The following is a 19,304-nucleotide window of genomic DNA, read 5'->3' on the forward strand; positions in this document are numbered from 1 at the left end:
GAGGGCAGCCTTCGGGCTGGAGGCGTTTCGGTGTGCGCGGTGAGTGACCCGAGCGGCCCTCCCCCTCATCGTGCGCGCCCGGGCGGGGTGAACGTGTAGAGGTCGAGCACGTCGGGGCAGGGTGCGACGCCGGGGCCGCCGGCCCGGACCCAGGTGATGATGTCCTCGGTGGCTTCGGGGTCGTTGACGAGGCCGAGCCAGACGGGGCGGCCGCCCGCGGCGCGGCCCGCGGCGGAGGGCTGGACGACGATCACATTGGCGTGTGCGCACACGCCGAGGCAGTCGGAGATGCGCACCGGCGCGTTCTCGGCGAGTCGCGCGGTCTGCTGCGCGTGATCGACTCCGGGCACCTTCGGGGTCCCGCAGCAGCAGTCCCGGCACACCACGATCCGGCTGGGTACCGGCTGTTTGGAGGGTGTCCGCACGTCAGCACCGCCCGCCGGCCGGCCTCAGGAAGCGGATCACGGGGTGGCCGGGGTCGTCGGTGACCTCGGCGCGCACGCCGTAGACCTGCTCGATGAGCGCCGGTGTCAGGACCTCGGCCGGGGTGCCCTCGGCGACGGCGCGGCCGGCGCGCAGCACGAGCAGGCGGTCGCAGTACATCGCGGCGAGATTGAGGTCGTGCAGGGCGATCACGGTGGTGACCGGGAGGCTTGCGACGAGGGCCAGCAGGTCGAGTTGGTGCTGGATGTCGAGATGGTTGGTGGGTTCGTCGAGGAGCAGCTCGCGGGGTTCCTGGGCGAGGGCGCGGGCGATCTGGGTGCGTTGGCGTTCGCCGCCGGAGAGGGTGTGCCAGGACTGGGCGGCCCGCTCGGTGAGCCCGGTGCGGGCGAGGGCCGCGGTGACGGCCTCGCCGTCGGCCGCCGTCGGCGGCGTCCAGGCACGGCGGTGCGGGATGCGGCCGAGGGCGACGACGTCGCGGACGGTCAGCTCGGTCTGGGTGTGGGCGTGCTGTTCGACGGTGGCTACACGCCGGGCGGTGGCGCGGCGGCCGACCTCGGGCAGCGGGCGCCCGTCCAGGGTGACGACCCCGGCGGAGGGGGCGAGGACCCCGGCGAGGAGTCTCAACAGGGTCGACTTGCCGGAGCCGTTGGGGCCGAGCAGGCCGACGGTCTCGCCGGGACTCAGGGTGAGGGTGACGCCGTCGACGACGACCTTGTCGGCGAGGCGCCGTACGACACGGTCCGTGCGCAGGCTGGTCATGCCGCCGTCCTCCGTCCCCGGTAGAGCACGGCGACGAAGGCAGGTACGCCGATGAGGGACGTGACGACGCCCACGGGGACCTCCTGGGGGTCGAGGACGGTGCGGGCGGCGGTGTCCACCCACACCAGGAAGACGGCTCCGGTCAGTGCCGTGACCGGCAGCAGGCGGGCGTGACCGGAGCCGGTGAGGGCGCGGGTGGCGTGCGGCAGGACCAGGCCGACGAAGCCGATCGCGCCGGCGCAGCTGACCAGGGCGGCGGTGAGCAGCGCGGTCGCGCAGAGCAGGACCAGCCGGGTGCGGGCGACGCGGACGCCGAGCCCGGCGGCGGCGTCGTCCCCGAAGGCGAAGGCGTCCAGGGTGCGGGCGTGCCCAAGGCAGACGGCGAGGACGACGGCCAGTACGGCGGTGCACAGCAGCACCTGTCCCCAGTCGGCGCCGGTGAGCGAGCCCAGCAGCCAGAACAGCACGGCACGGGTGGTGTCGGCGTCGGCGGAGGTCAGCACGATGAACGAGGTCAGCGCGGAGAACAGCTGCATGGCCGCGACCCCGGACAGCACGACCCGGTCCGTGCTGCCGCCGAGGACGTGACTGAGCAGCAGCACCATGGCGAAGGAGGCCAGCGCGCCGAGGAAGGCTCCCGCCGACAGCGACACCACTCCCCCGCCGACCCCGAGCACGACCACTGCGACCGCTCCCGTGGACGCGCCGGAGGACACCCCGAGGACGAACGGATCGGCCAGCGGATTGCGCAACAGCGACTGCATGACCGCCCCGCACACGGCGAGTCCGGCCCCGCACACCGCGGCGAGCAGCGTGCGCGGCATGCGCAGGTTCCAGACGATGCCGTCGCGCAGCGGCGCCAACGTGCCCTCGCCGAGGCCCAGATGGGCGGCCACGGACGCCCACACGTCCGCCGTGGAGATGTCGGCCGGCCCGATCGTCACGGCGACGGCGACCGACGCGAGCAGCGCCGCCAGGCCGCCGAGGGTCAGCAGCGGCGTACGGACGCTCACTTGGCGAGTCCCGCGGGCCCGGCGAGCCCGAAGTCGCGCAGGCCCGCGGCGACCTTCTCGATCCCTTCGACCGTGCGGATGGACGGGTTCATCGCCTGACCGCTGAGCAGGACGTACCGCTTCTTCTTCACGGCGGTCAGGTTGCGGGTGGCGGGGTCGGTCTCCAGGAAGCGGATCTTGGCCTCGGCGCTCTCCGCGGTCTGCTGCTTGCGTGTGAGGTCGCCGATCACGATGACGTCGGGGTCTCGGTCGGCGACGGTCTCCCAGCCGATCTGGGGCCACTCGTCGTGGGTGTCGGAGAAGACGTTCCGGGCGCCGACGGCGCGGGTGATGGCACCCGGCGCGCCGCAGCAGCCGGCGAGGTAGGGCGACTGGGAGTTGGCGAACCAGTACATCAGGGTGACATCGGAGGCGGCGGGCCCTGCGGTGGACTTGTGCACCCGCTCCTTCAGCTCGGCGACCAGCTTCTCGCCGCGCTCGGCGGCGCCGAACGCACGGGCCAGATCGCGTATCTCGCCGTACACGGTGTCGAGGGTGAGCGGGGTGGAACGCGAGCCGTCGCCGCCGCTGCCGTTGTCCTTGCCCGCCGAGCAGTCGGAGGGCGAGACGTAGGTGGGCACGCCCAGCTTCTCGAACTGCTCGCGGGTGGCGACACCGCCCTTGCCGAGGGTGGAGACGAAGGAGGAGGTCACGAAGTCGGGCTCGGCGTCCAGGACCTTCTCGAAGGAGGGCGCGTTGTCCGCGAGCCGCGGCACGGAGGCGTTCGCCTTCTGCAGTCCCTTCATGACCGGGTCGGTCCAGGTCGCCGTGCCGGCCACCCGGTCGGCGAGGCCGAGGGAGAGCAGGATCTCCGTGGTGCCCTGGTTGAGGGAGACGGCCCGCTTCGGGGGCGACTTCAGGGTGACCTGGTGGCCGCAGTTGTCGAGGGTGAGCGGGTAGCCCGCGGCGGCGGACTTCCCGGTGTCGTCGGTACTGCCGCTTCCCGAGCCGCCGCACGCGGTGAGCAGGAGGGCGGGCGCCAGCAGCAGGGCGGCGGGACGGAGGGCAAAACGGTACACAGGCGTGCCTCGGTTGTCGGGGCTCGTACGCGGAGCCTGGCCTACGGACGTCCTCCACGCGCGGGCGTGGAGTGCCAGCAGGTCTTCGGACTCGGGTTCGTCCCGACGGGGCGCCTTCCCGGTCTCCCAGTGGCGTGCGTCTGTGCCCCGCCGGTCCCCCTCACCGCTGCGCGTCAGTTCCGGATTCGCACCGGATTCCCTGGCCTCGGGTGTGGCTCGACTGGCCCTCGGAGGCTATCAAGCCCAGCTTGCGGCGGGGGCGTTCGAGCGGGCATCCCGGGGGCCCGGCAGGGCGCGGAGACCCACGTCACAACTTGGAAGAGGGCAAGGTCACAGCCGTGCCCTCTGCTGCTCCTTTGATGATCTGACCTAGCATCCGAGCATGACGGTCCTGCCTGACGACGGGCTCTCGCTGGCCGCCGAGTTCCCTGACGCAACCCATGAGCAATGGCAACGCCTGGTGGAAGGCGTGCTGCGCAAGTCGGGCAAGGACGTCTCGGGCCCGGCGGCGGAAGACGCCCTGTCCACTGCGTTGGAGGACGGGCTGCGCACCCGCCCCCTGTACACCTCGCGCGAAGCCGCACCCGATCCCGGTCTGCCCGGATTCGCCCCGTTCGTCCGTGGCGGTCGCGCCGAGGGCAACACGGCCGGCGGCTGGGACCTGCGGCAGCGGCACACGGCCCTCACGGACGGCCTGGTGCTCGCGGATCTGGAGAACGGCGTCACCTCGCTCTGGCTGGTCCTCGGCGAGGGCGGCCTCCCGGTGTCGTCGCTCGGCCGGGCTCTGGAGGGCGTCTACCTCGACCTGGCCCCTGTCGTCCTCGACGCCGGAGCCGACGTGGAGCCCGCCGCGCGGGAGCTGCTGCGGCAGTACGAGGAGCGGGGCGTCGCCAAGGAGGCCGCGCGCGGCAATCTCGGCGCCGATCCGCTCGGCCATGAAGCCCGTACGGGCACGTCCTCGCAGTTCGCGCCGGTCGCCTCGCTGGCGCGGCTGTGCGCCGGGGAGTACCCGGGGCTACGGGCGCTGACCGTGGACGCGCTGCCGTACCACGAGGCCGGCGGCTCGGCCGCGCAGGAGCTGGGCTCCTCGCTTGCGACCGGCGTCGCGTATCTGCGTGAGCTCACCGAGGCGGGGCTGACGGCGGAAGCGGCATGCGCCCAGCTGGAGTTCCGCTACGCGGCCACCGCCGACCAGTTCCTGACGATCGCCAAGCTGCGGGCCGCGCGTCGGCTGTGGGCGCGGGTGACCGAGGTCTGCGGGGCGCCCAGCGCGCAGGTGCAGCATGCCGTCACCTCGCCGGTGATGATGACGCGCCGGGACCCCTGGGTGAACATGCTGCGCACGACGGTCGCCACGCTGGCCGCCGGGGTCGGCGGCGCCGACGCGGTGACCGTGCTGCCCTTCGACCACGCGCTCGGCCTGCCGGACGCGTTCGCGCGCCGCATCGCCCGCAACACCTCGACCATCCTCATCGAGGAGTCGCACCTCGCCCGGGTGATCGACCCGGCGGGCGGCTCCTGGTACGTGGAGACCCTCACCGACGAACTGGCCCGGGCGGGCTGGGCGTTCTTCCAGCGGATCGAGCAGGCGGGCGGCCAGGCGGCCGCGTTGCGCTCCGGGCAGCTGGGCCAGGACCTGGCCGAGACGTGGCAGGCGCGTACCGGCAAGCTCGCCAAGCGGCGCGAACCGATCACCGGCGTCAGCGAGTTCCCGAACCTCACCGAGCCGCCCGTGGAGCGTGCGCCCGCGCCCGAGCCCAGGTCGGGGGGCCTCCCGCGGGTCCGCCGCGACGAGGCGTACGAGGCCCTGCGCGCCCGCTCCGACGCCCACCTGGCCGCCACCGGCTCCCGGCCGCGGATCTTCCTGGCCGCGCTCGGCCCGGCCGCCGCCCACACCGCGCGCCTCACCTTCGCCTCGAACCTCTTCCAGGCGGGCGGCGTCGAGCCGGTCACCGAGGGCACCTTCGAGGAGAGCGGTGCCACGGAGGTGTGCCTGTGCTCCAGTGACGCCCTCTACGAGGAGCGGGCCGAGACGGTGGCCGCCGAGTTCAGGTCGGCGGGCGCCGCGCACGTGTTCCTCGCGGGCCGCCCCGGGCAGTACACCGATGTCGACAGTTACGTCTTCGCGGGCTGCGACGCGGTCGCCGTGCTGTCCGCCGCCCTCGACCGCATGGGAGTGTCCTGATGGGAATCCCCGACTTCTCCGGGATCGAGCTGGGGACCCCGGCCGCCGCGGGCGGCGCCGACGAGTGGCGCACGGCCGTCAAGCAGGCCACAGGCGGGGACGAACCCCTGTGGGAGACCCCGGAAGGGATCGCGGTCAAGCCGCTGTACACCGGCCGTGACCTGGAGGGGCTGGACTTCCTGGGCACCTACCCGGGCATGGCGCCGTATCTGCGCGGCCCGTACCCGACGATGTACGTCAACCAGCCCTGGACGATCCGCCAGTACGCGGGCTTCTCCACCGCCGAGGAGTCCAACGCGTTCTACCGACGCAACCTCGCCGCCGGTCAGAAGGGCCTGTCGGTCGCCTTCGACCTGCCGACCCACCGCGGCTACGACAGCGACCACCCGCGCGTGACGGGTGACGTCGGCATGGCGGGCGTGGCGATCGACTCGATCTACGACATGCGGCAGCTCTTCGACGGCATCCCGCTCGACAGGATGACCGTGTCGATGACGATGAACGGCGCCGTGCTGCCGGTGCTGGCGCTGTACATCGTCGCAGCCGAGGAGCAGGGCGTACCGCCCGAGAAGCTGGCCGGGACCATTCAGAACGACATCCTCAAGGAGTTCATGGTCCGCAACACCTACATCTATCCGCCGAAGCCGTCGATGCGGATCATCTCCGACATCTTCGCCTTCACCTCGCAGCGGATGCCGCGCTACAACTCCATCTCCATCTCCGGCTACCACATCCAGGAGGCCGGTGCCACGGCCGACCTGGAGCTGGCGTACACGCTCGCGGACGGCGTCGAGTACATCCGCGCGGGCCGTGAGGCCGGCCTGGACGTGGACGCGTTCGCGCCCCGGCTGTCGTTCTTCTGGGCGATCGGCATGAACTTCTTCATGGAGGTCGCCAAGCTGCGTGCGGCGCGGCTGCTGTGGGCGAAGCTGGTGAAGCAGTTCGACCCGCAGAACTCCAAGTCGCTGTCCCTGCGCACCCATTCGCAGACCTCGGGCTGGTCGCTGACCGCGCAGGACGTGTTCAACAACGTCACGCGCACATGTGTCGAGGCGATGGCCGCGACGCAGGGCCACACGCAGTCGCTGCACACCAACGCCCTCGACGAGGCGCTGGCGCTGCCGACCGACTTCTCGGCCCGCATCGCGCGCAACACGCAGCTGATGATCCAGCAGGAGTCGGGCACGACCCGGGTCATCGATCCGTGGGGCGGCAGTGCCTATGTGGAGAAGCTGACGTACGACCTCGCCCGTCGTGCCTGGCAGCACATCCAGGAGGTCGAGCAGGCGGGCGGCATGGCCAAGGCGATCGACGCCGGCATCCCGAAGCTGCGCATCGAGGAGGCCGCGGCGCGTACGCAGGCCCGTATCGACTCCGGGCGCCAGCCGGTCATCGGTGTCAACAAGTACCGCGTCGACAGCGACGAGCAGATCGACGTGCTCAAGGTCGACAACTCCTCCGTGCGCGCCCAGCAGATCGAGAAGCTGCGGCGGCTGCGGGCTGAGCGGGACGAGACGGCCTGCCAGGGCGCCCTGGACGCGCTCACCCGGGCCGCCGGCGGCGAGGGCAACCTGTTGGAGCTGGCGGTGAACGCGGCCCGCGCGAAGGCCACCGTCGGGGAGATCTCGGACGCGCTGGAGAAGGTGTACGGCCGGCACGCGAGCCAGATCCGTACCATCACCGGCGTGTACCGCAACGAAGCCGGGGAGTCGCCGTCCGTGGACCGCACCCGCACCCTCGTGTCCGACTTCGAGGAGGCCGAGGGCCGCCGCCCGCGCATCCTGGTCGCCAAGATGGGCCAGGACGGCCACGACCGCGGCCAGAAGGTGATCGCCACCGCCTTCGCCGACCTCGGCTTCGACGTCGACGTCGGCCCGCTGTTCCAGACCCCGGCCGAGGTGGCCCGCCAGGCCGTCGAGGCGGACGTGCACATCGTCGGGGTGTCGTCCCTGGCCGCCGGTCACCTCACCCTCGTACCGGCGCTCAAGGAGGCGCTGGCGGAGGAGGGCCGCGAGGACATCATGATCGTGGTCGGCGGGGTGATCCCGCCGCAGGACGTCGCGACGCTGCTGGAGATGGGCGCGGCGGCCGTCTTCCCGCCCGGGACGGTGATTCCGGACGCGGCCTACGACCTGGTGCGGCGGCTGGCGGCCGACCTCGGGCACGAGCTGTGATCGATCTCGACACGTATGTGAAGGGTGTCCTCGACGGGAAGCGGGCGATCGTCGCGCGCGCCATCACGCTCGTCGAGTCCACCCGCCCCCAGCACCGGGTGCTGGCCCAGCAGTTGCTGACCGAGCTGCTGCCGCACAGCGGGCGGGCCCGGCGGATCGGGGTCAGCGGGGTGCCGGGGGTCGGGAAGTCGACGTTCATCGACGCGTTCGGCACGATGCTCACCGCGCTCGGCCACCGGGTCGCGGTGCTGGCCGTCGACCCGTCGTCCAGTCGCACGGGCGGGTCGATCCTGGGCGACAAGACGAGGATGGAGCGTCTGTCGGTCGACCCTGCCGCCTTCATCCGCCCCTCCCCCACGGCGGGCACGCTGGGCGGCGTCGCCAAGGCCACCCGTGAGTCGATCGTGGTGATGGAGGCCGCGGGCTACGACGTGGTGCTGGTCGAGACGGTCGGGGTCGGCCAGTCCGAGACCGCGGTCGCGAACATGGTCGACTCCTTCCTGCTGCTCACGCTGGCCCGCACGGGCGACCAGCTGCAGGGCATCAAGAAGGGCGTCCTGGAACTGGCCGACGTGCTCGCCGTCAACAAGGCGGACGGCCCGCACGAGCGCGACGCCCGGGCCGCCGCGCGCGAACTGGCGGGCGCCCTCAGGCTGATGCACGGCAAGGACGCCGCCTGGACACCGCCCGTCCTGCACTGCAGCGGACGCGAGTCGATAGGCCTGGACGGCGTGTGGGACCGCCTCGAACAGCACCGTACCCTGCTCGACTCCACGGGCCGCCTCGCCGCCAAGCGCCGTGACCAGCAGGTCGACTGGACGTGGACCATGGTCCGCGACGAACTCCTCGGCCGCCTGCACGCCGACCCGGCGGTCCGGGCGCTCGCGCCGACGCTGGAGCAGCAGGTCAGAAACGGCGAGTTGACGGCAACGCTGGCCGCCGAGCGGATCCTCGCGGCGTTCGAGGCCGCACCGGCGGACCGCCCGGCGGGCCCGGCGGCTCAGCAGGCCGAGGCGTCGGAACCCCGCGGAGTCACCAGCCCCGACTCGTAGGCGAACACGACGAGTTGGGCCCGGTCCCGCGCCCCGAGCTTCGTCATCGCCCTGCTGATGTGGGTCTTCGCCGTGAACGGACTGATCACCATGTGCGCGGCGATCTCCTCGTTGGTGAGCCCACGCGCCGCCAACGCCGTCACTTCACGCTCGCGGCGGGTCAGGCACTCCAGGCCGGGCGCCGTGGCCCGGTCGGGAGGACGCGAGACGAACTCACCGATCAGGGCGCGGGTCACGGACGGCGACAGCAGTGCCTCCCCGCCCGCCACCACCTCGATCGCCTGGAGCAGGTCGGCGGGTTCGGTGTCCTTCAGCAGGAACCCGCTCGCACCGGCACGCAGCGCCTCGAAGACGTACTCGTCGTGGCCGTAGTTGGTGAGGATCACGACTCGGACTCCCCGCAGCGCCGGGTCGGCGGCGATGTGGCGGGTCGCCTCGATGCCCGTCATCACCGGCATCTGTACGTCGATCAGCGCGATGTCGGGCACCTGCGCGCGAATCAGCGCCAGACCCAGCTCACCGTCCGCCGCCTCGCCGACCACCTCGATGCCGTCCTCGGCGTCCAGCAGGGCCCGGAAACCGGCCCGCATCAGCGCCTGGTCGTCGACGAGCACCACCCTGATCACACCGTCCGTCATCCCGTCTCCCCCACTGGCAGCCGTGCCCGCACCGCGAATCCGCCCTCCTCGCGCGGGGCGGCATCCAGAGTGCCGCCGAGAGCCGTGACTCGTTCGCGCATTCCGGTCAGGCCGATGCCGGGGGTGGGTGGACGGGACGGGTCGGCGGCGCCGTCGTCCTCGACGCATATCGTCAAGTCGCCGTCCGCGTAGACAAGTTGTACGCTCACCTTCGCCGGTCCCGCGTGCCGGGCGGCGTTCGTCAGCGCCTCCTGGACGATGCGGTACATGGCCCGGTCGACCGTCGCCGGCAGTGGCCGTTCCGCTCCGGTCACCGTCAGGTCGACCGCGAGCCCCGCCGCCCGCGCCCGCTCCACGAGGAGCGCCGGTGTGCCGGTCGACTCGTCGGTGCGCAGCACCTCCAGCGTGGCGCGCAACTCGCGCATGGCCTCGCCGCTCGCCTCCTGGATGGCGAGCAGCGCGGGCGGCACCTCCTCGCGACGCTTGCGGGCGAGGTGCACGGCCACACCGGCCTGGAGCTTGACGATCGAGATGCTGTGCGTGAGCGAGTCGTGCAACTCCCTCGCGATCCGCAGGCGTTCCTCACCCGCCCTGCGCAACGCCGCCTCCTCCCGGGTGCGTTCGGCCTCCAGGGCGCGCTGTTCCGTCTGGCGCAGATAGGCCTGCCAGTTGCGGTCGGCGAGGCCCGTCACCACCGCGCACAGGAACCAGCCGGCCAGCAGCAGCGCTTCCTGAGCGATGGCTGAGCCCGCCGAGCCCGCCGCCACATAGCCGCCGAGGAACAGCGCGGCGGTCGCCGCCGCTGTGCCCCGGTGTCCGGTCCGCGACGCCGTGTGCACCGCGCCCACGACGGGGATGGCCAGCGTGGCGGCGGGCCCGGCATGGAGCACTTCGGCGAGCAGAGCACCGGTGGTGACGGCGAGGACCACGCGCGGGGCGATGCGGTGCGCGGCCAGGGCCAGTGAACCGACCGCGATCAGCGCGCAGTCGAGGAGCCCCGCACGGTCGTCCGCCACGGCGACGAGCAGCACGATCACGCCGACCACGACCCCGACGGCCCCGTCGACGAGCCGCTCACGTGTGACCCGGTGCTCGCTCATGCACGCACACTAGACGGCGCCACCGACAGCGACGTCACCCCTGTGGACGGCTCTGTGACTACTCCCCACGCAGTAGTGCCCGCCACCGGCCCGCCCCAGCGTCGCAGCGCCGACTGCCACCGCCGGTACGACGACCCGGCCCAGCCCGGCGGCGCAGGCTACTGCCCATGCCCACACCTTTCCGTCACACCGAGCCCCTCCCGCCCAAGTCGGCCACCGGCGCCGTCGCCGAGGTGTACGCGCAGATCGCCCTGGACTTCGGCATCACCGAACCCGTCACCTTCGTGGTCCTGTCCTCCGCGCCCGAACTTCTCGCCCCCACCTGGGCGTTGATGCGCGAGTCGCTGATCGCGGGGGCCGGCAGCCGGACCGGCAAGGAACTGGCGGCTCTCGGGGTGTCGCTCGCCAACAAGTGCCCGTTCTGCGTGGACGCGCACACCGTGCTCCTGCACGCCACCGGGGACCACGCGCTCGCCGAGCGGCTGGCCCGCGGGGAGCAACCGGAGAACGAGGAGCACGCACGCGTGCTGGCCTGGGGGCGGCACACGCGCGTGCCCGGCGCCGACCTCACGCCGTACCCCTTCCCGCGCGAGCATGCGCCGGCCTACCTCGGTACGGCGCTCACCTTCCACTTCATCAACCGCATCGCGTCGGCCCTGCTGACCGAGAACCTGCTCCCGGCCGGAGCCCAGCGGTTCCGGGCCGTACGCAGCCTTGCGGGCCGCACGCTCGCCCGGACCGTACGCCGCCCCGCCCGGCCCGGCGTGTCCCTGCCCCTGCTCGAACCGATCGACCCCGGCGAGGCCCCCGCTTGGGCGGACGGCACGCCCGTCGGTCTCGCGTACGCGGCCCTGCTCAGGGCGGCCATGTCGGGGGCCGGCCTCCTCGACGCCGACGACCACGACCTCGTGGAGGCGACCCTGCAGGACTGGGACGGCTCCCATCCGCCGCTCACCCTGGACGGGTTTCCGGACCGCAGGGAGCGACCGGGGGCGCGGCTGGCGCTGCTTGCCGCTCTCGCGCCGTACCGCATCACGGACGAGGACGTGAAGGCGTGGCGCCGCCCGGAGCACACCGATCACTGCCTGGTGCACCTCGTGGCGTACGGCGCCTTCACGGCCGTGGACCGCATCGAAAGCTCGCTTTCCTCGCAAATCGTCCGGGATGCCGAGCAAGTGGCCCAGGGCACCACGTAATTACGGCCGACCGGCGACCCGGCGGTAACCACGTCAGCACGGAGCGAGTTGGCACTTCCGCCCCACAGGGAGTCATGTGACACTGGCGTCCCGTCCGCAGTGCGGACTCCCTCCGCACCGTCCCCCACGAAATGTGCGCCGTGCGTTCTCTTCCCTTGCCGCTCGCCCTCACCGCACGCCTGTCGCCCGTCGTCGTGCTCGCCGCGGCGGGCTGGGCGCTGTCGTCCGGACCCGCGACACCGGCCGCCGAGGACACGGCGACGCAGAAGAGCGGCGACGAGTCGCCCACTGCCCCGGCCACGGCCGCCGTGTCGAAGACGTACGCCGCGGCACCCGCACCCTGCGACAGCCTGAGCTCGAAGTCGGTCAAGGATCTCGTGCCGGGCGCCAAGCCGGCCGGCAAGGAGATCCCGTCGACCGACGCGAAGGTGCGCCGCACCTGCTCGTGGAACGCGCTCGAGGGCTTCGACTACCGGTGGCTGGACGTGTCCTACGAGGTCACCGAGTCCGACGAGGCGGCGGAGAAGTCCTACAAGGAGCGCGTCGCGGACAAGAGCGGCGGCGGCGAGGTCCCCGGTGTCGGCGACGCGGGGTACTCCGTCGTGAACCTCACCACCGAGGACAAGCAGCAGACCCGCGAGGGCGTGGTGCTGGTCCGCGCGGCGAACGCGCTCGTCTCCGTCACCTACAGCGGCAGTGACTTCGAGTCGAACAAGGCGCCGGCCACGGCCGAGATCAACAAGGGCGCGATCAAGGCGGCCAGGGAGGCGGTGGCCGCCTTGGAGGACGGTCAGAAGGGCTGACCGTCCTCCCGGGGCTCAGGCCTCGACGCGTTCCCTGTGGCCGGCCATCAGCACCACGTACAGCACCAGCGAGGCGCCCAGGCCCACCGCCCAGCCGTAGTCGGCCAGCGGCTTGAGGAACGGGATCAGTCCGTCGGCCGGGAACGGTCCGGTCTTCGAGCCGTCGGCGCCGACGCCCGAGTACGAGCCGCCGACCGCGAGGACACCGCCGACCAGGAACGCGAGGATCGCGCGCCAGTTCCAGCCGGACGTGTACCAGTAGCGCCCGCCGGGCGTGTACAGGTCCGCGAGGTGCAGGACCGTGCGGCGGACGATCCAGTAGTCGGCGATCAGGATGCCCGCGACCGTGCCGAGCAGGCCGCCGACCACGCCGAGCCAGGTGAAGATGTAGAACTCCGGCGTGGAGATGAGCTTCCACGGGAAGATCAGGATGCCGACGACACCGGTGATCAGCGCGCCGGTACGGAAGTTGATGAGCTTCGGCGCCAGGTTCGCCAGGTCGTACGCCGGGGAGACGACGTTCGCCGCGATGTTCACGGAGACGGTGGCGACGAGGACGACGATGAGCGCGAAGAGCAGACCGAAGGCGTTGTCGGTCTTGGCGGCGAGGGTGACCGGATCCCAGATCGCCTCGCCGTAGACGACTTCGGAGCCTGAGGTGACGAGCACGGCGAGGATCGCGAACAGCGTCATGGTGGTGGGCAGGCCCAGCGACTGTCCCCACGTCTGCGCCTTCTGACTCGCGCCGAAGCGGGTGAAGTCGGGGATGTTGAGGGACAGGGTGGCCCAGAAACCGATCATCCCCATCAGGGACGGGAAGAAGACCGGCCAGAAGTCGGGGCCCCAGCCCAGCTTCGACGGCTGGTCGAGCAGCGCGCCGAACCCGTCCGCCTTGACCGCGATCCAGACCAGCAGCACGAGCGCGCCGACGATCACGAAGGGCGCGGCCCAGTTCTCGAAGTGCCGCAGGAAGTCCATGCCGCGGTAGATGATCGCGATCTGCAGCGCCCAGAAGAGGAGGAAGCACAGCCACAGGGGCCATGGATTGCCCGCGATCTTCCCGGCGTTCTCCCATCCGCCGCCGGTGAGCTTGGACCCCAGCGCGAAGATGCCGCTGCCGCCGATCCAGGTCTGGATGCCGAACCAGCCACAGGCCACGGCCGCCCGGATCAGCGCCGGGATGTTGGCGCCTCGGAGGCCGAAGGAGGCCCGCGCCAGCACCGGGAACGGGATGCCGTACTTGGGCCCGGCGTGCCCGGTGGCCAGCATCGGCAGCAGCACGATGACGTTGGCCAGGGCGATGGTGAAGACGGCCTGCTTCCAGTCCATGCCGAGGGCGACCAGGCCCGAGGCGAGCGTCCAGCTGGGGATGCAGTGGGCCATGGAGATCCACAGGGCCGCGAAGTTGTACGTCGTCCACTTGCGCTCGGCGACCGGGACGGGACGCAGGTCCTCGTTGGCGAAGGGGCTGTTGGCGGGGAATGCCTCGGGGGCGAGCTCGATCCGTCCGCCGGCGTCGGCGGACTGCGATATCGGTGACCCCGTGGGGACTGTTTCGGTCATGGGCAGGCCAATCGATCAGAACGGGACGGGAAAGGCCGTGCGGGCGGGCCTTGGGCCCCTCCCCGGGGACGGCGGCGGGGAGGCCTGGACCGCGGGGAGGGAGACAAGGGGTGGGGGGTCGGGTGGCGCCGGGTCGCGGGCCGGGATCAGGAGTTGATGGCCGGGATGACCGACGCACCGTATGCGTCGATCACGGCTTCCTGCGCGTCGTGCATGTCGTACACGGCGAACTGGTCGACACCCAGGTCGCGTAGCGCGTTCAGCTTCTCGATGTGCCTCTCGACCGGGCCGATGACACAGAACCGGTCGACGATCTCGTCGGGCACGAACGCGGTGTCGGGGTTGTCGGCGCGTCCGTGGTGGGAGTAGTCGTACCCCTCGCGGGCCTTGATGTACTCGGTGAGTTCGTCGGGCACGGCGGCGGAGTGCTCACCGTACTTGGACACCAGGTCGGCCACGTGGTTGCCGACCATCCCGCCGAACCAGCGGCACTGCTCGCGGGCATGGGCGAGCTTCTCGGGAGAGTCGTCCTCGGTGACGTACGCCGGGGCGGCGACGCAGATCTTCACCGCGGACGGGTCACGGCCGGCGTCGACCGCGGCCTGCTTCACCGCCTTGACCATGTACTCGGTCAGATAGAGGTCGGAGAGCTGCAGGATGAACCCGTCGGCCTCCTCGCCGGTCATCTTCAGGGCCTTCGGGCCGTACGCCGCCATCCAGACGGGGAGTTGGGCACCCGGCTTGATCCACGGGAACCTGACGACCGTGCCGCCACCGAGGTCGGCCTCCTGGCCGCTGCCGAGCGCGCGGATGACCTTCATGGCCTCGCTGATCCGGGCCAGGGTGTTGGGCTTGCGTCCGGCGACGCGCATGGCCGAGTCGCCGCGGCCGATGCCGCAGACCGTGCGGTTGCCGAACATGTCGTTGAGGGTGGCGAACGTGGAGGCGGTGACCTCCCAGGTGCGGGTGCCCGGGTTGGTCACCATGGGGCCGACCGTCAGCTTCTGGGTGTTGGCGAGGATCTGGCTGTAGATGACGAACGGCTCCTGCCACAGCACGGCCGAGTCGAAGGTCCAGCCGTAGCTGAAGCCGCTGCGCTCGGCGCGTTTCATCAGGCTGACGACCCGCGAGGCCGGCGGGTCGGTCTGCAGGACGAGTCCGAAGTCCATGTGCTCCGCTCCTAGTTGAGGTACTGACAGGTGGAGCGGGGGGTGTAGACGCCGTGCCCGGCGTGCCCGGTGTACTCCCGCTCGGTGATGACGAGTTCGCCGCGCGAGAGGACCGTCTCGACCCGGCCGGTGGTCTGCTTGCCCTCGTAGGCCGAGTAGTCGACGTTCATGTGGTGCGTCACGGCGGACATGACCTGCTCGGCCTGCGGGTCGTAGATCACGACGTCGGCGTCCGCGCCCGGCGCGATGGTGCCCTTCTTCGGGTACATGCCGAACATCCGGGCCGGGGTCGCGCAGGCGATCTCGATCCAGCGGCGGCGCGAGATGTGACCGTCGACGACGGCCTGGTGGAGCAGGTCCATCCGGTTCTCGACGCCCGGCAGACCGTTGGGGATCTTGGAGAAGTCGCCGCGGCCCAGCTCCTTCTGACCGACGAAGCAGAACGGGCAGTGGTCGGTGGAGACGACCTGGAGGTCGTTCGTCCTGAGGCCCTTCCACAGCTGGGCCTGGTGTTCCTTGGGCCGAAGCGGCGTCGAGCACACGTACTTCGAGCCCTCGAAGTTGGGCTCGGCGAGGTTGTCGGTGGACAGGAACAGATACTGCGGGCAGGTCTCCCCGAAGACGTTCAGCCCCTCGTCGCGCGCCCGCGTCAGCTCGGCCACTGCCTCCGTGGCCGAGACGTGCACGACGTACAGGGGAGCGCCGGCGACCTGCGCGAGCCTGATGGCCCGGTGGGTCGCCTCGGCCTCGAGGAGCGCCTTGCGGACCTCGCCGTGATAGCGGGGATCGGTCTCGCCCCTCGCCAACGCCTGTTCGACCAGCACGTCGATCGCGATGCCGTTCTCGGCGTGCATCATGATCAGGCCGCCGTTCTCGGCGGAGCGCTGCATGGCGCGCAGGATCTGACCGTCGTCGGAGTAGAAGACACCCGGGTAGGCCATGAACTGCTTGAAGGAGGTCACCCCCTCCTCCACCAGCAGGTCCATCTCCTTCAGCGTCTCCTGGTTCACATCGGAGACGATCATGTGGAAGCCGTAGTCGATCGCGCAGTTGCCCTCCGCCTTGGCGTGCCAGGCGTCGAGGCCCTCGCGCAGCGAGTGGCCCTGGCTCTGCACGGCGAAGTCGACGATCGTGGTCGTACCTCCCCAGGCGGCGGCCCGGGTGCCGGTCTCGAAGGTGTCGGAGGCGAAGGTGCCGCCGAACGGCAGCTCCATGTGGGTGTGGACGTCGACGCCGCCCGGGATGACGTACCTCCCGGTGGCGTCGATGGTCCGCTCGGCCGTCCAGGCCTCGGCGGCGGACGTTCCGGCGGCGGCGAGGGCGGCGATACGGCCGTCCTCGATCAGGACGTCGGCGTGCATCTCGTCGGACGCGGTGATGACGAGGCCGCCGCGGATTACTGTTCGGCCGGTCATGGGTCCTCTCCTCGTTGGTCACGTGCAGCTCGGTTGTGGCTGGTCGCGCTCGCGCGGCGGAGCCGCAAACTGATACAGCCCCGTGCCCCTTACGGGGCGCTGACGCGGCCGGTGCTATTACGGCGCCGTCAGCGGGCCGTACGCTCCCGGCGCGCGGTCCCTGTAGAACTGCCAGCGGTCGCGGACCTCGCGGAGCTTGGCCAGGTCCAGGTCGCGTACGACGAGTTCGGTCTCCTTGTCGCTCGCCACCTCCCCGACGAACTGGGCCTCCGGGTCGACGAAGTACGTGGTGCCGTAGAAGTCGTTGTCGCCGAGGTCCTCCACGCCGACCCGGTTGATCGCGCCCACGAAGTACTCGTTGGCGACGGCCGCCGCCGGCTGTTCCAGCTGCCACAGGTAGCGGGAGAGCCCGCGGGAGGTGGCCGAGGGGTTGAACACGATCTCGGCGCCACCCAGGCCGAGCGCTCGCCAGCCCTCCGGGAAGTGACGGTCGTAGCAGATGTACACGCCGATCTTCCCGACGGCCGTCTCGAAGATCGGCCAGCCGCTGTTCCCCGGGCGGAAGTAGAACTTCTCCCAGAATCCCTGCACTTGGGGGATGTGGGTCTTGCGGTACTTGCCGAGGTAGGAGCCGTCCGCGTCGATCACGGCGGCGCTGTTGTAGAGGACCCCGGGCTGCTCCTCCTCGTACATCGGCAGTACGAGGACGATGCCGAGCTCCTTCGCCAGCGCCTGGAAGCGGCGCACGGTCGGGCCTTCGGGGATCTGCTCGGCGTACTCGTAGAACGCCTTGTCCTGCACCTGGCAGAAGTACGGCCCGTAGAAGAGCTCCTGGAAGCACAGCACTTGAGCGCCTTGCGCGGCCGCGTCGCGGGCCGCCTGCTCGTGTACCTGGATCATCGATTCCTTGTCGCCCGTCCACGCGGTCTGGAAGAGGGCGGCACGGATCACTCGGCTCATCGGGACCTCCGGTCGCTCGGTGTGCGAGAAGGCTAGGAAGTCCCGGGCGCCGGTTTGAGTTGCACGGTGTCACGTCTGGAGGCATGCGGCGTGCCACGGTGTCACCCTGTCGTGATCCCATGTTTCACCGCCGTTTTCCCAGTTCGTGGCAGGTTTCAGGCTTGTTGCGCGTCGTGCGCGAGGAGTGCGATGTGCACGGATGCGGCCTGCTCGAAGTCGTCGAGGTCGACGCCGAGCCGCGTCTGTATCGCCTCCAGGCGGCGATAGAGCGCGGGCCGCGAGACATGGTGGAGCTGGGCGGTGCGGGACTTGTTCCGGCCGGTCGCGAGGTACGTCCGCAGCACGGCCAGCATGTCGTCGTCGGCCACGCACAGCAGCCCGTCCAACTCCCGCTCCGCGAACGACTGCACCTGCGGATCGTCCCGCAGCAGCCGGATCAGGCCGCGCAGATGCACGTCCTTGAGGCGTACTACGGCCGGGAGGTCGAGGGCGGTGGAGGAGTCGGCGACGGCATCGGCGACATGCTGGGCCTCGCGCAGTCCGGCGGGCACGTCGTCCCAGGCGGTGCGTGCGTCGGCGGCGGCCACGACGGTGTGTTCGGCCCCGGACCCGGAGCGCACCCGGGCGGCGAAGTTGGCCGCGAGTACGGCGGCGTCCTGGTCCCGGGCGAGGCTGAGCAGCACGGCGGTCGCCCCGTCGGCGAGTTCGGCGGCGATCCCGGACAGCCCCAGCATCCGCAGCACACGCTCCAGTTGGGCCGCCTCACCGTCACGCACGACCAGCGGCACGAAGGTGCGCCGGTTGACCGGCAGCCCGGCGGCACGCGCGCGTGGCAGCAGCTGCCGGGCCGGCACGACCCCGCTGACGAGGTCGGTGAGCAGGCTCTGCGCGGACTGCTCCTCCCAGCTGTGCGCGGAGTTGCCGCCGAGCATGCGGTGCAGGACGAGGGCCTCGGCAGCGCGCTCGGCGAGCAGCCGCCCTGTCGCGGTGTCGCCGCGATGCCCGCACAGCATGATCTGGCCCCACCGCTCCCCGCGACCGCCGAGCTCGGCGCGGATCCAGCCGTCGCCTTCGTTGCCGCCGGCCTGGCGGGCGATGCGCTCCCAGTCGCGCAGCACGTCGTCCACGGCCGAGCGCTCCCCCGCCGTGGCGAGGACGCGGTGCGCGAGGTTGGTGACGACGACGGGGCAGGCGCTGTGCGAGGCGACCTCGTCGAGCAGCCGTTGCAGCGGGGCGCCCGCGGTGATGAGTCCGGTGAGCGCCGTCCGTACGGCCTCCGAGAGGCTGACCGCGGCGAACTTGCGCCGCACGAGACGCGACTGGACCTCCTCGGTGAGCTCGGCGAAGGGGAACGGCCGGTGCAGGACGACCATGGGCAGCCCGCACCGCTCGGCAGCCCGGCGCATCACGTCCGGCGGTTTGGGGAACGCCCGGCCGAGGCCCAGCACGACGGCCGCCGCCTCGGCCCGGTGCAGGGAGCGGATGTACTCGGCCTGCTTGTCCTCGTCCCCGGCGAGCAGCACTCCGGTGGTGAGGACCATCTCGCCGCCGCTGAGCATCACCCCGACGTCCGGCGCCTCGGCGACATGCACCCAGCGCACCGGCCGGTCCAGCTGACCGGCGCCGGCCACCACCTCTGGCTCCCCGGCGAGCACCCGCTCCAGGGTGAGGACCTGCCGGACCGACAGGGCGGGTTCCAGAGGTTGTGAAGGCTCCAAGGGCTCCCGAAGCTCCGAGGTGATGGTCATGGCGGCGTTCCCTTGCTTCAGGTACTC

At 71.3% G+C, this 19,304-nt stretch carries 16 protein-coding genes and 1 riboswitch; of the genes, 5 read left to right on the forward strand and 11 right to left on the reverse strand.

What is annotated here, in order from left to right:
- Positions 1 to 65 precede the first annotated feature (65 nt).
- Genes ACFY5C_RS04470 through ACFY5C_RS04485 form a run of 4 tightly spaced genes read right to left on the reverse strand, consistent with a single transcriptional unit; the run spans position 66 to position 3,274 of the window.
- Positions 66 to 425: a (2Fe-2S) ferredoxin domain-containing protein gene (locus ACFY5C_RS04470; RefSeq protein WP_389440220.1), complete on the reverse strand. Its 360-nt coding sequence runs from the start codon at positions 423 to 425 to the stop codon at positions 66 to 68.
- A 1-nt stretch (position 426) separates the two neighbouring features.
- Entirely contained in the window at positions 427 to 1,203 is a 777-nt protein-coding gene (locus ACFY5C_RS04475; RefSeq protein WP_389440222.1) for an ABC transporter ATP-binding protein, read from the reverse strand.
- Positions 1,200 to 2,216 (reverse strand): FecCD family ABC transporter permease, encoded by a 1,017-nt coding sequence (locus ACFY5C_RS04480; protein ID WP_389440224.1) that lies wholly within the window; start codon positions 2,214 to 2,216, stop codon positions 1,200 to 1,202. The genes ACFY5C_RS04475 and ACFY5C_RS04480 overlap by 4 nt, the downstream gene beginning before the upstream one ends.
- Positions 2,213 to 3,274, reverse strand: coding sequence for an ABC transporter substrate-binding protein (locus ACFY5C_RS04485; RefSeq protein ID WP_389440226.1), 1,062 nt, complete (start codon positions 3,272 to 3,274; stop codon positions 2,213 to 2,215). Before ACFY5C_RS04485 ends, ACFY5C_RS04480 begins: the two co-directional genes overlap by 4 nt.
- 58 nt (positions 3,275 to 3,332) lie before the next feature.
- A riboswitch (cobalamin riboswitch) is annotated at positions 3,333 to 3,514 on the reverse strand.
- A gap of 142 nt (positions 3,515 to 3,656) precedes the next feature.
- Between ACFY5C_RS04485 and ACFY5C_RS04490 the strand changes: the two genes are divergently transcribed.
- Genes ACFY5C_RS04490 through meaB form a run of 3 tightly spaced genes read left to right on the forward strand, consistent with a single transcriptional unit; the run spans position 3,657 to position 8,685 of the window.
- Positions 3,657 to 5,459 (forward strand): methylmalonyl-CoA mutase family protein, encoded by a 1,803-nt coding sequence (locus tag ACFY5C_RS04490; RefSeq protein WP_389440228.1) that lies wholly within the window; start codon positions 3,657 to 3,659, stop codon positions 5,457 to 5,459.
- Complete coding sequence (gene scpA / locus ACFY5C_RS04495) at positions 5,459 to 7,633, forward strand: methylmalonyl-CoA mutase (protein WP_389440230.1); 2,175 nt, start codon at positions 5,459 to 5,461, stop codon at positions 7,631 to 7,633. The genes ACFY5C_RS04490 and scpA overlap by 1 nt, the downstream gene beginning before the upstream one ends.
- Positions 7,630 to 8,685 (forward strand): methylmalonyl Co-A mutase-associated GTPase MeaB, encoded by a 1,056-nt coding sequence (gene meaB, locus ACFY5C_RS04500; RefSeq protein ID WP_389440232.1) that lies wholly within the window; start codon positions 7,630 to 7,632, stop codon positions 8,683 to 8,685. The genes scpA and meaB overlap by 4 nt, the downstream gene beginning before the upstream one ends.
- Here the strand turns inward: meaB and ACFY5C_RS04505 are convergent.
- Complete coding sequence (locus ACFY5C_RS04505; RefSeq protein WP_389440234.1) at positions 8,634 to 9,323, reverse strand: response regulator; 690 nt, start codon at positions 9,321 to 9,323, stop codon at positions 8,634 to 8,636. The genes meaB and ACFY5C_RS04505 overlap by 52 nt on opposite strands.
- On the reverse strand, positions 9,320 to 10,423 hold the full coding sequence (locus ACFY5C_RS04510; RefSeq protein ID WP_389440236.1) for a sensor histidine kinase: 1,104 nt from the start codon (positions 10,421 to 10,423) through the stop codon (positions 9,320 to 9,322). The genes ACFY5C_RS04505 and ACFY5C_RS04510 overlap by 4 nt, the downstream gene beginning before the upstream one ends.
- A gap of 167 nt (positions 10,424 to 10,590) precedes the next feature.
- Between ACFY5C_RS04510 and ACFY5C_RS04515 the strand changes: the two genes are divergently transcribed.
- Positions 10,591 to 11,619, forward strand: coding sequence for a carboxymuconolactone decarboxylase family protein (locus tag ACFY5C_RS04515; RefSeq protein ID WP_389440238.1), 1,029 nt, complete (start codon positions 10,591 to 10,593; stop codon positions 11,617 to 11,619).
- A gap of 140 nt (positions 11,620 to 11,759) precedes the next feature.
- Entirely contained in the window at positions 11,760 to 12,422 is a 663-nt protein-coding gene (locus ACFY5C_RS04520; protein WP_389440240.1) for a hypothetical protein, read from the forward strand.
- A gap of 15 nt (positions 12,423 to 12,437) precedes the next feature.
- On the opposite strand, the gene ACFY5C_RS04525 is transcribed toward ACFY5C_RS04520, so the two are convergent.
- The 5 genes from ACFY5C_RS04525 to ACFY5C_RS04545 all read right to left on the reverse strand — a co-directional run bounded on the left by ACFY5C_RS04525 (position 12,438) and on the right by ACFY5C_RS04545 (position 19,277).
- Positions 12,438 to 13,985 (reverse strand): NCS1 family nucleobase:cation symporter-1, encoded by a 1,548-nt coding sequence (locus ACFY5C_RS04525; RefSeq protein WP_389440242.1) that lies wholly within the window; start codon positions 13,983 to 13,985, stop codon positions 12,438 to 12,440.
- Positions 13,986 to 14,131: 146 nt separating this feature from the next.
- Entirely contained in the window at positions 14,132 to 15,154 is a 1,023-nt protein-coding gene (locus tag ACFY5C_RS04530) for a TIGR03842 family LLM class F420-dependent oxidoreductase (RefSeq protein WP_389440244.1), read from the reverse strand.
- 11 nt (positions 15,155 to 15,165) lie between these two features.
- Entirely contained in the window at positions 15,166 to 16,569 is a 1,404-nt protein-coding gene (hydA, locus tag ACFY5C_RS04535) for a dihydropyrimidinase (protein ID WP_389440246.1), read from the reverse strand.
- Positions 16,570 to 16,686: 117 nt separating this feature from the next.
- Positions 16,687 to 17,529 carry a nitrilase-related carbon-nitrogen hydrolase gene (locus ACFY5C_RS04540; protein WP_389440248.1) on the reverse strand — a complete coding sequence of 281 codons (843 nt, stop codon included), beginning with the start codon at positions 17,527 to 17,529 and terminating at the stop codon, positions 16,687 to 16,689.
- 155 nt (positions 17,530 to 17,684) lie between these two features.
- Positions 17,685 to 19,277, reverse strand: coding sequence for a PucR family transcriptional regulator (locus tag ACFY5C_RS04545; RefSeq protein WP_389440250.1), 1,593 nt, complete (start codon positions 19,275 to 19,277; stop codon positions 17,685 to 17,687).
- Between the last annotated feature and the right edge of the window lie 27 nt (positions 19,278 to 19,304).

It is taken from the genome of Streptomyces sp. NPDC012935, assembly GCF_042900345.1.
Classification (GTDB): domain Bacteria; phylum Actinomycetota; class Actinomycetes; order Streptomycetales; family Streptomycetaceae; genus Streptomyces.

Coding starts and splice junctions, on each gene's coding strand:
- ACFY5C_RS04540 (WP_389440248.1), bottom strand. CDS start 17,529: ATGAGCCGAGTGATCCGTGCCGCCCTCTTCCAGACCGCGTGGACGGGC.
- ACFY5C_RS04510 (WP_389440236.1), bottom strand. CDS start 10,423: ATGAGCGAGCACCGGGTCACACGTGAGCGGCTCGTCGACGGGGCCGTC.
- scpA (WP_389440230.1), top strand. CDS start 5,459: ATGGGAATCCCCGACTTCTCCGGGATCGAGCTGGGGACCCCGGCCGCC.
- ACFY5C_RS04545 (WP_389440250.1), bottom strand. CDS start 19,277: ATGACCATCACCTCGGAGCTTCGGGAGCCCTTGGAGCCTTCACAACCT.
- ACFY5C_RS04490 (WP_389440228.1), top strand. CDS start 3,657: ATGACGGTCCTGCCTGACGACGGGCTCTCGCTGGCCGCCGAGTTCCCT.
- hydA (WP_389440246.1), bottom strand. CDS start 16,569: ATGACCGGCCGAACAGTAATCCGCGGCGGCCTCGTCATCACCGCGTCC.
- ACFY5C_RS04505 (WP_389440234.1), bottom strand. CDS start 9,323: ATGACGGACGGTGTGATCAGGGTGGTGCTCGTCGACGACCAGGCGCTG.
- ACFY5C_RS04525 (WP_389440242.1), bottom strand. CDS start 13,985: ATGACCGAAACAGTCCCCACGGGGTCACCGATATCGCAGTCCGCCGAC.
- ACFY5C_RS04515 (WP_389440238.1), top strand. CDS start 10,591: ATGCCCACACCTTTCCGTCACACCGAGCCCCTCCCGCCCAAGTCGGCC.
- ACFY5C_RS04475 (WP_389440222.1), bottom strand. CDS start 1,203: ATGACCAGCCTGCGCACGGACCGTGTCGTACGGCGCCTCGCCGACAAG.
- ACFY5C_RS04530 (WP_389440244.1), bottom strand. CDS start 15,154: ATGGACTTCGGACTCGTCCTGCAGACCGACCCGCCGGCCTCGCGGGTC.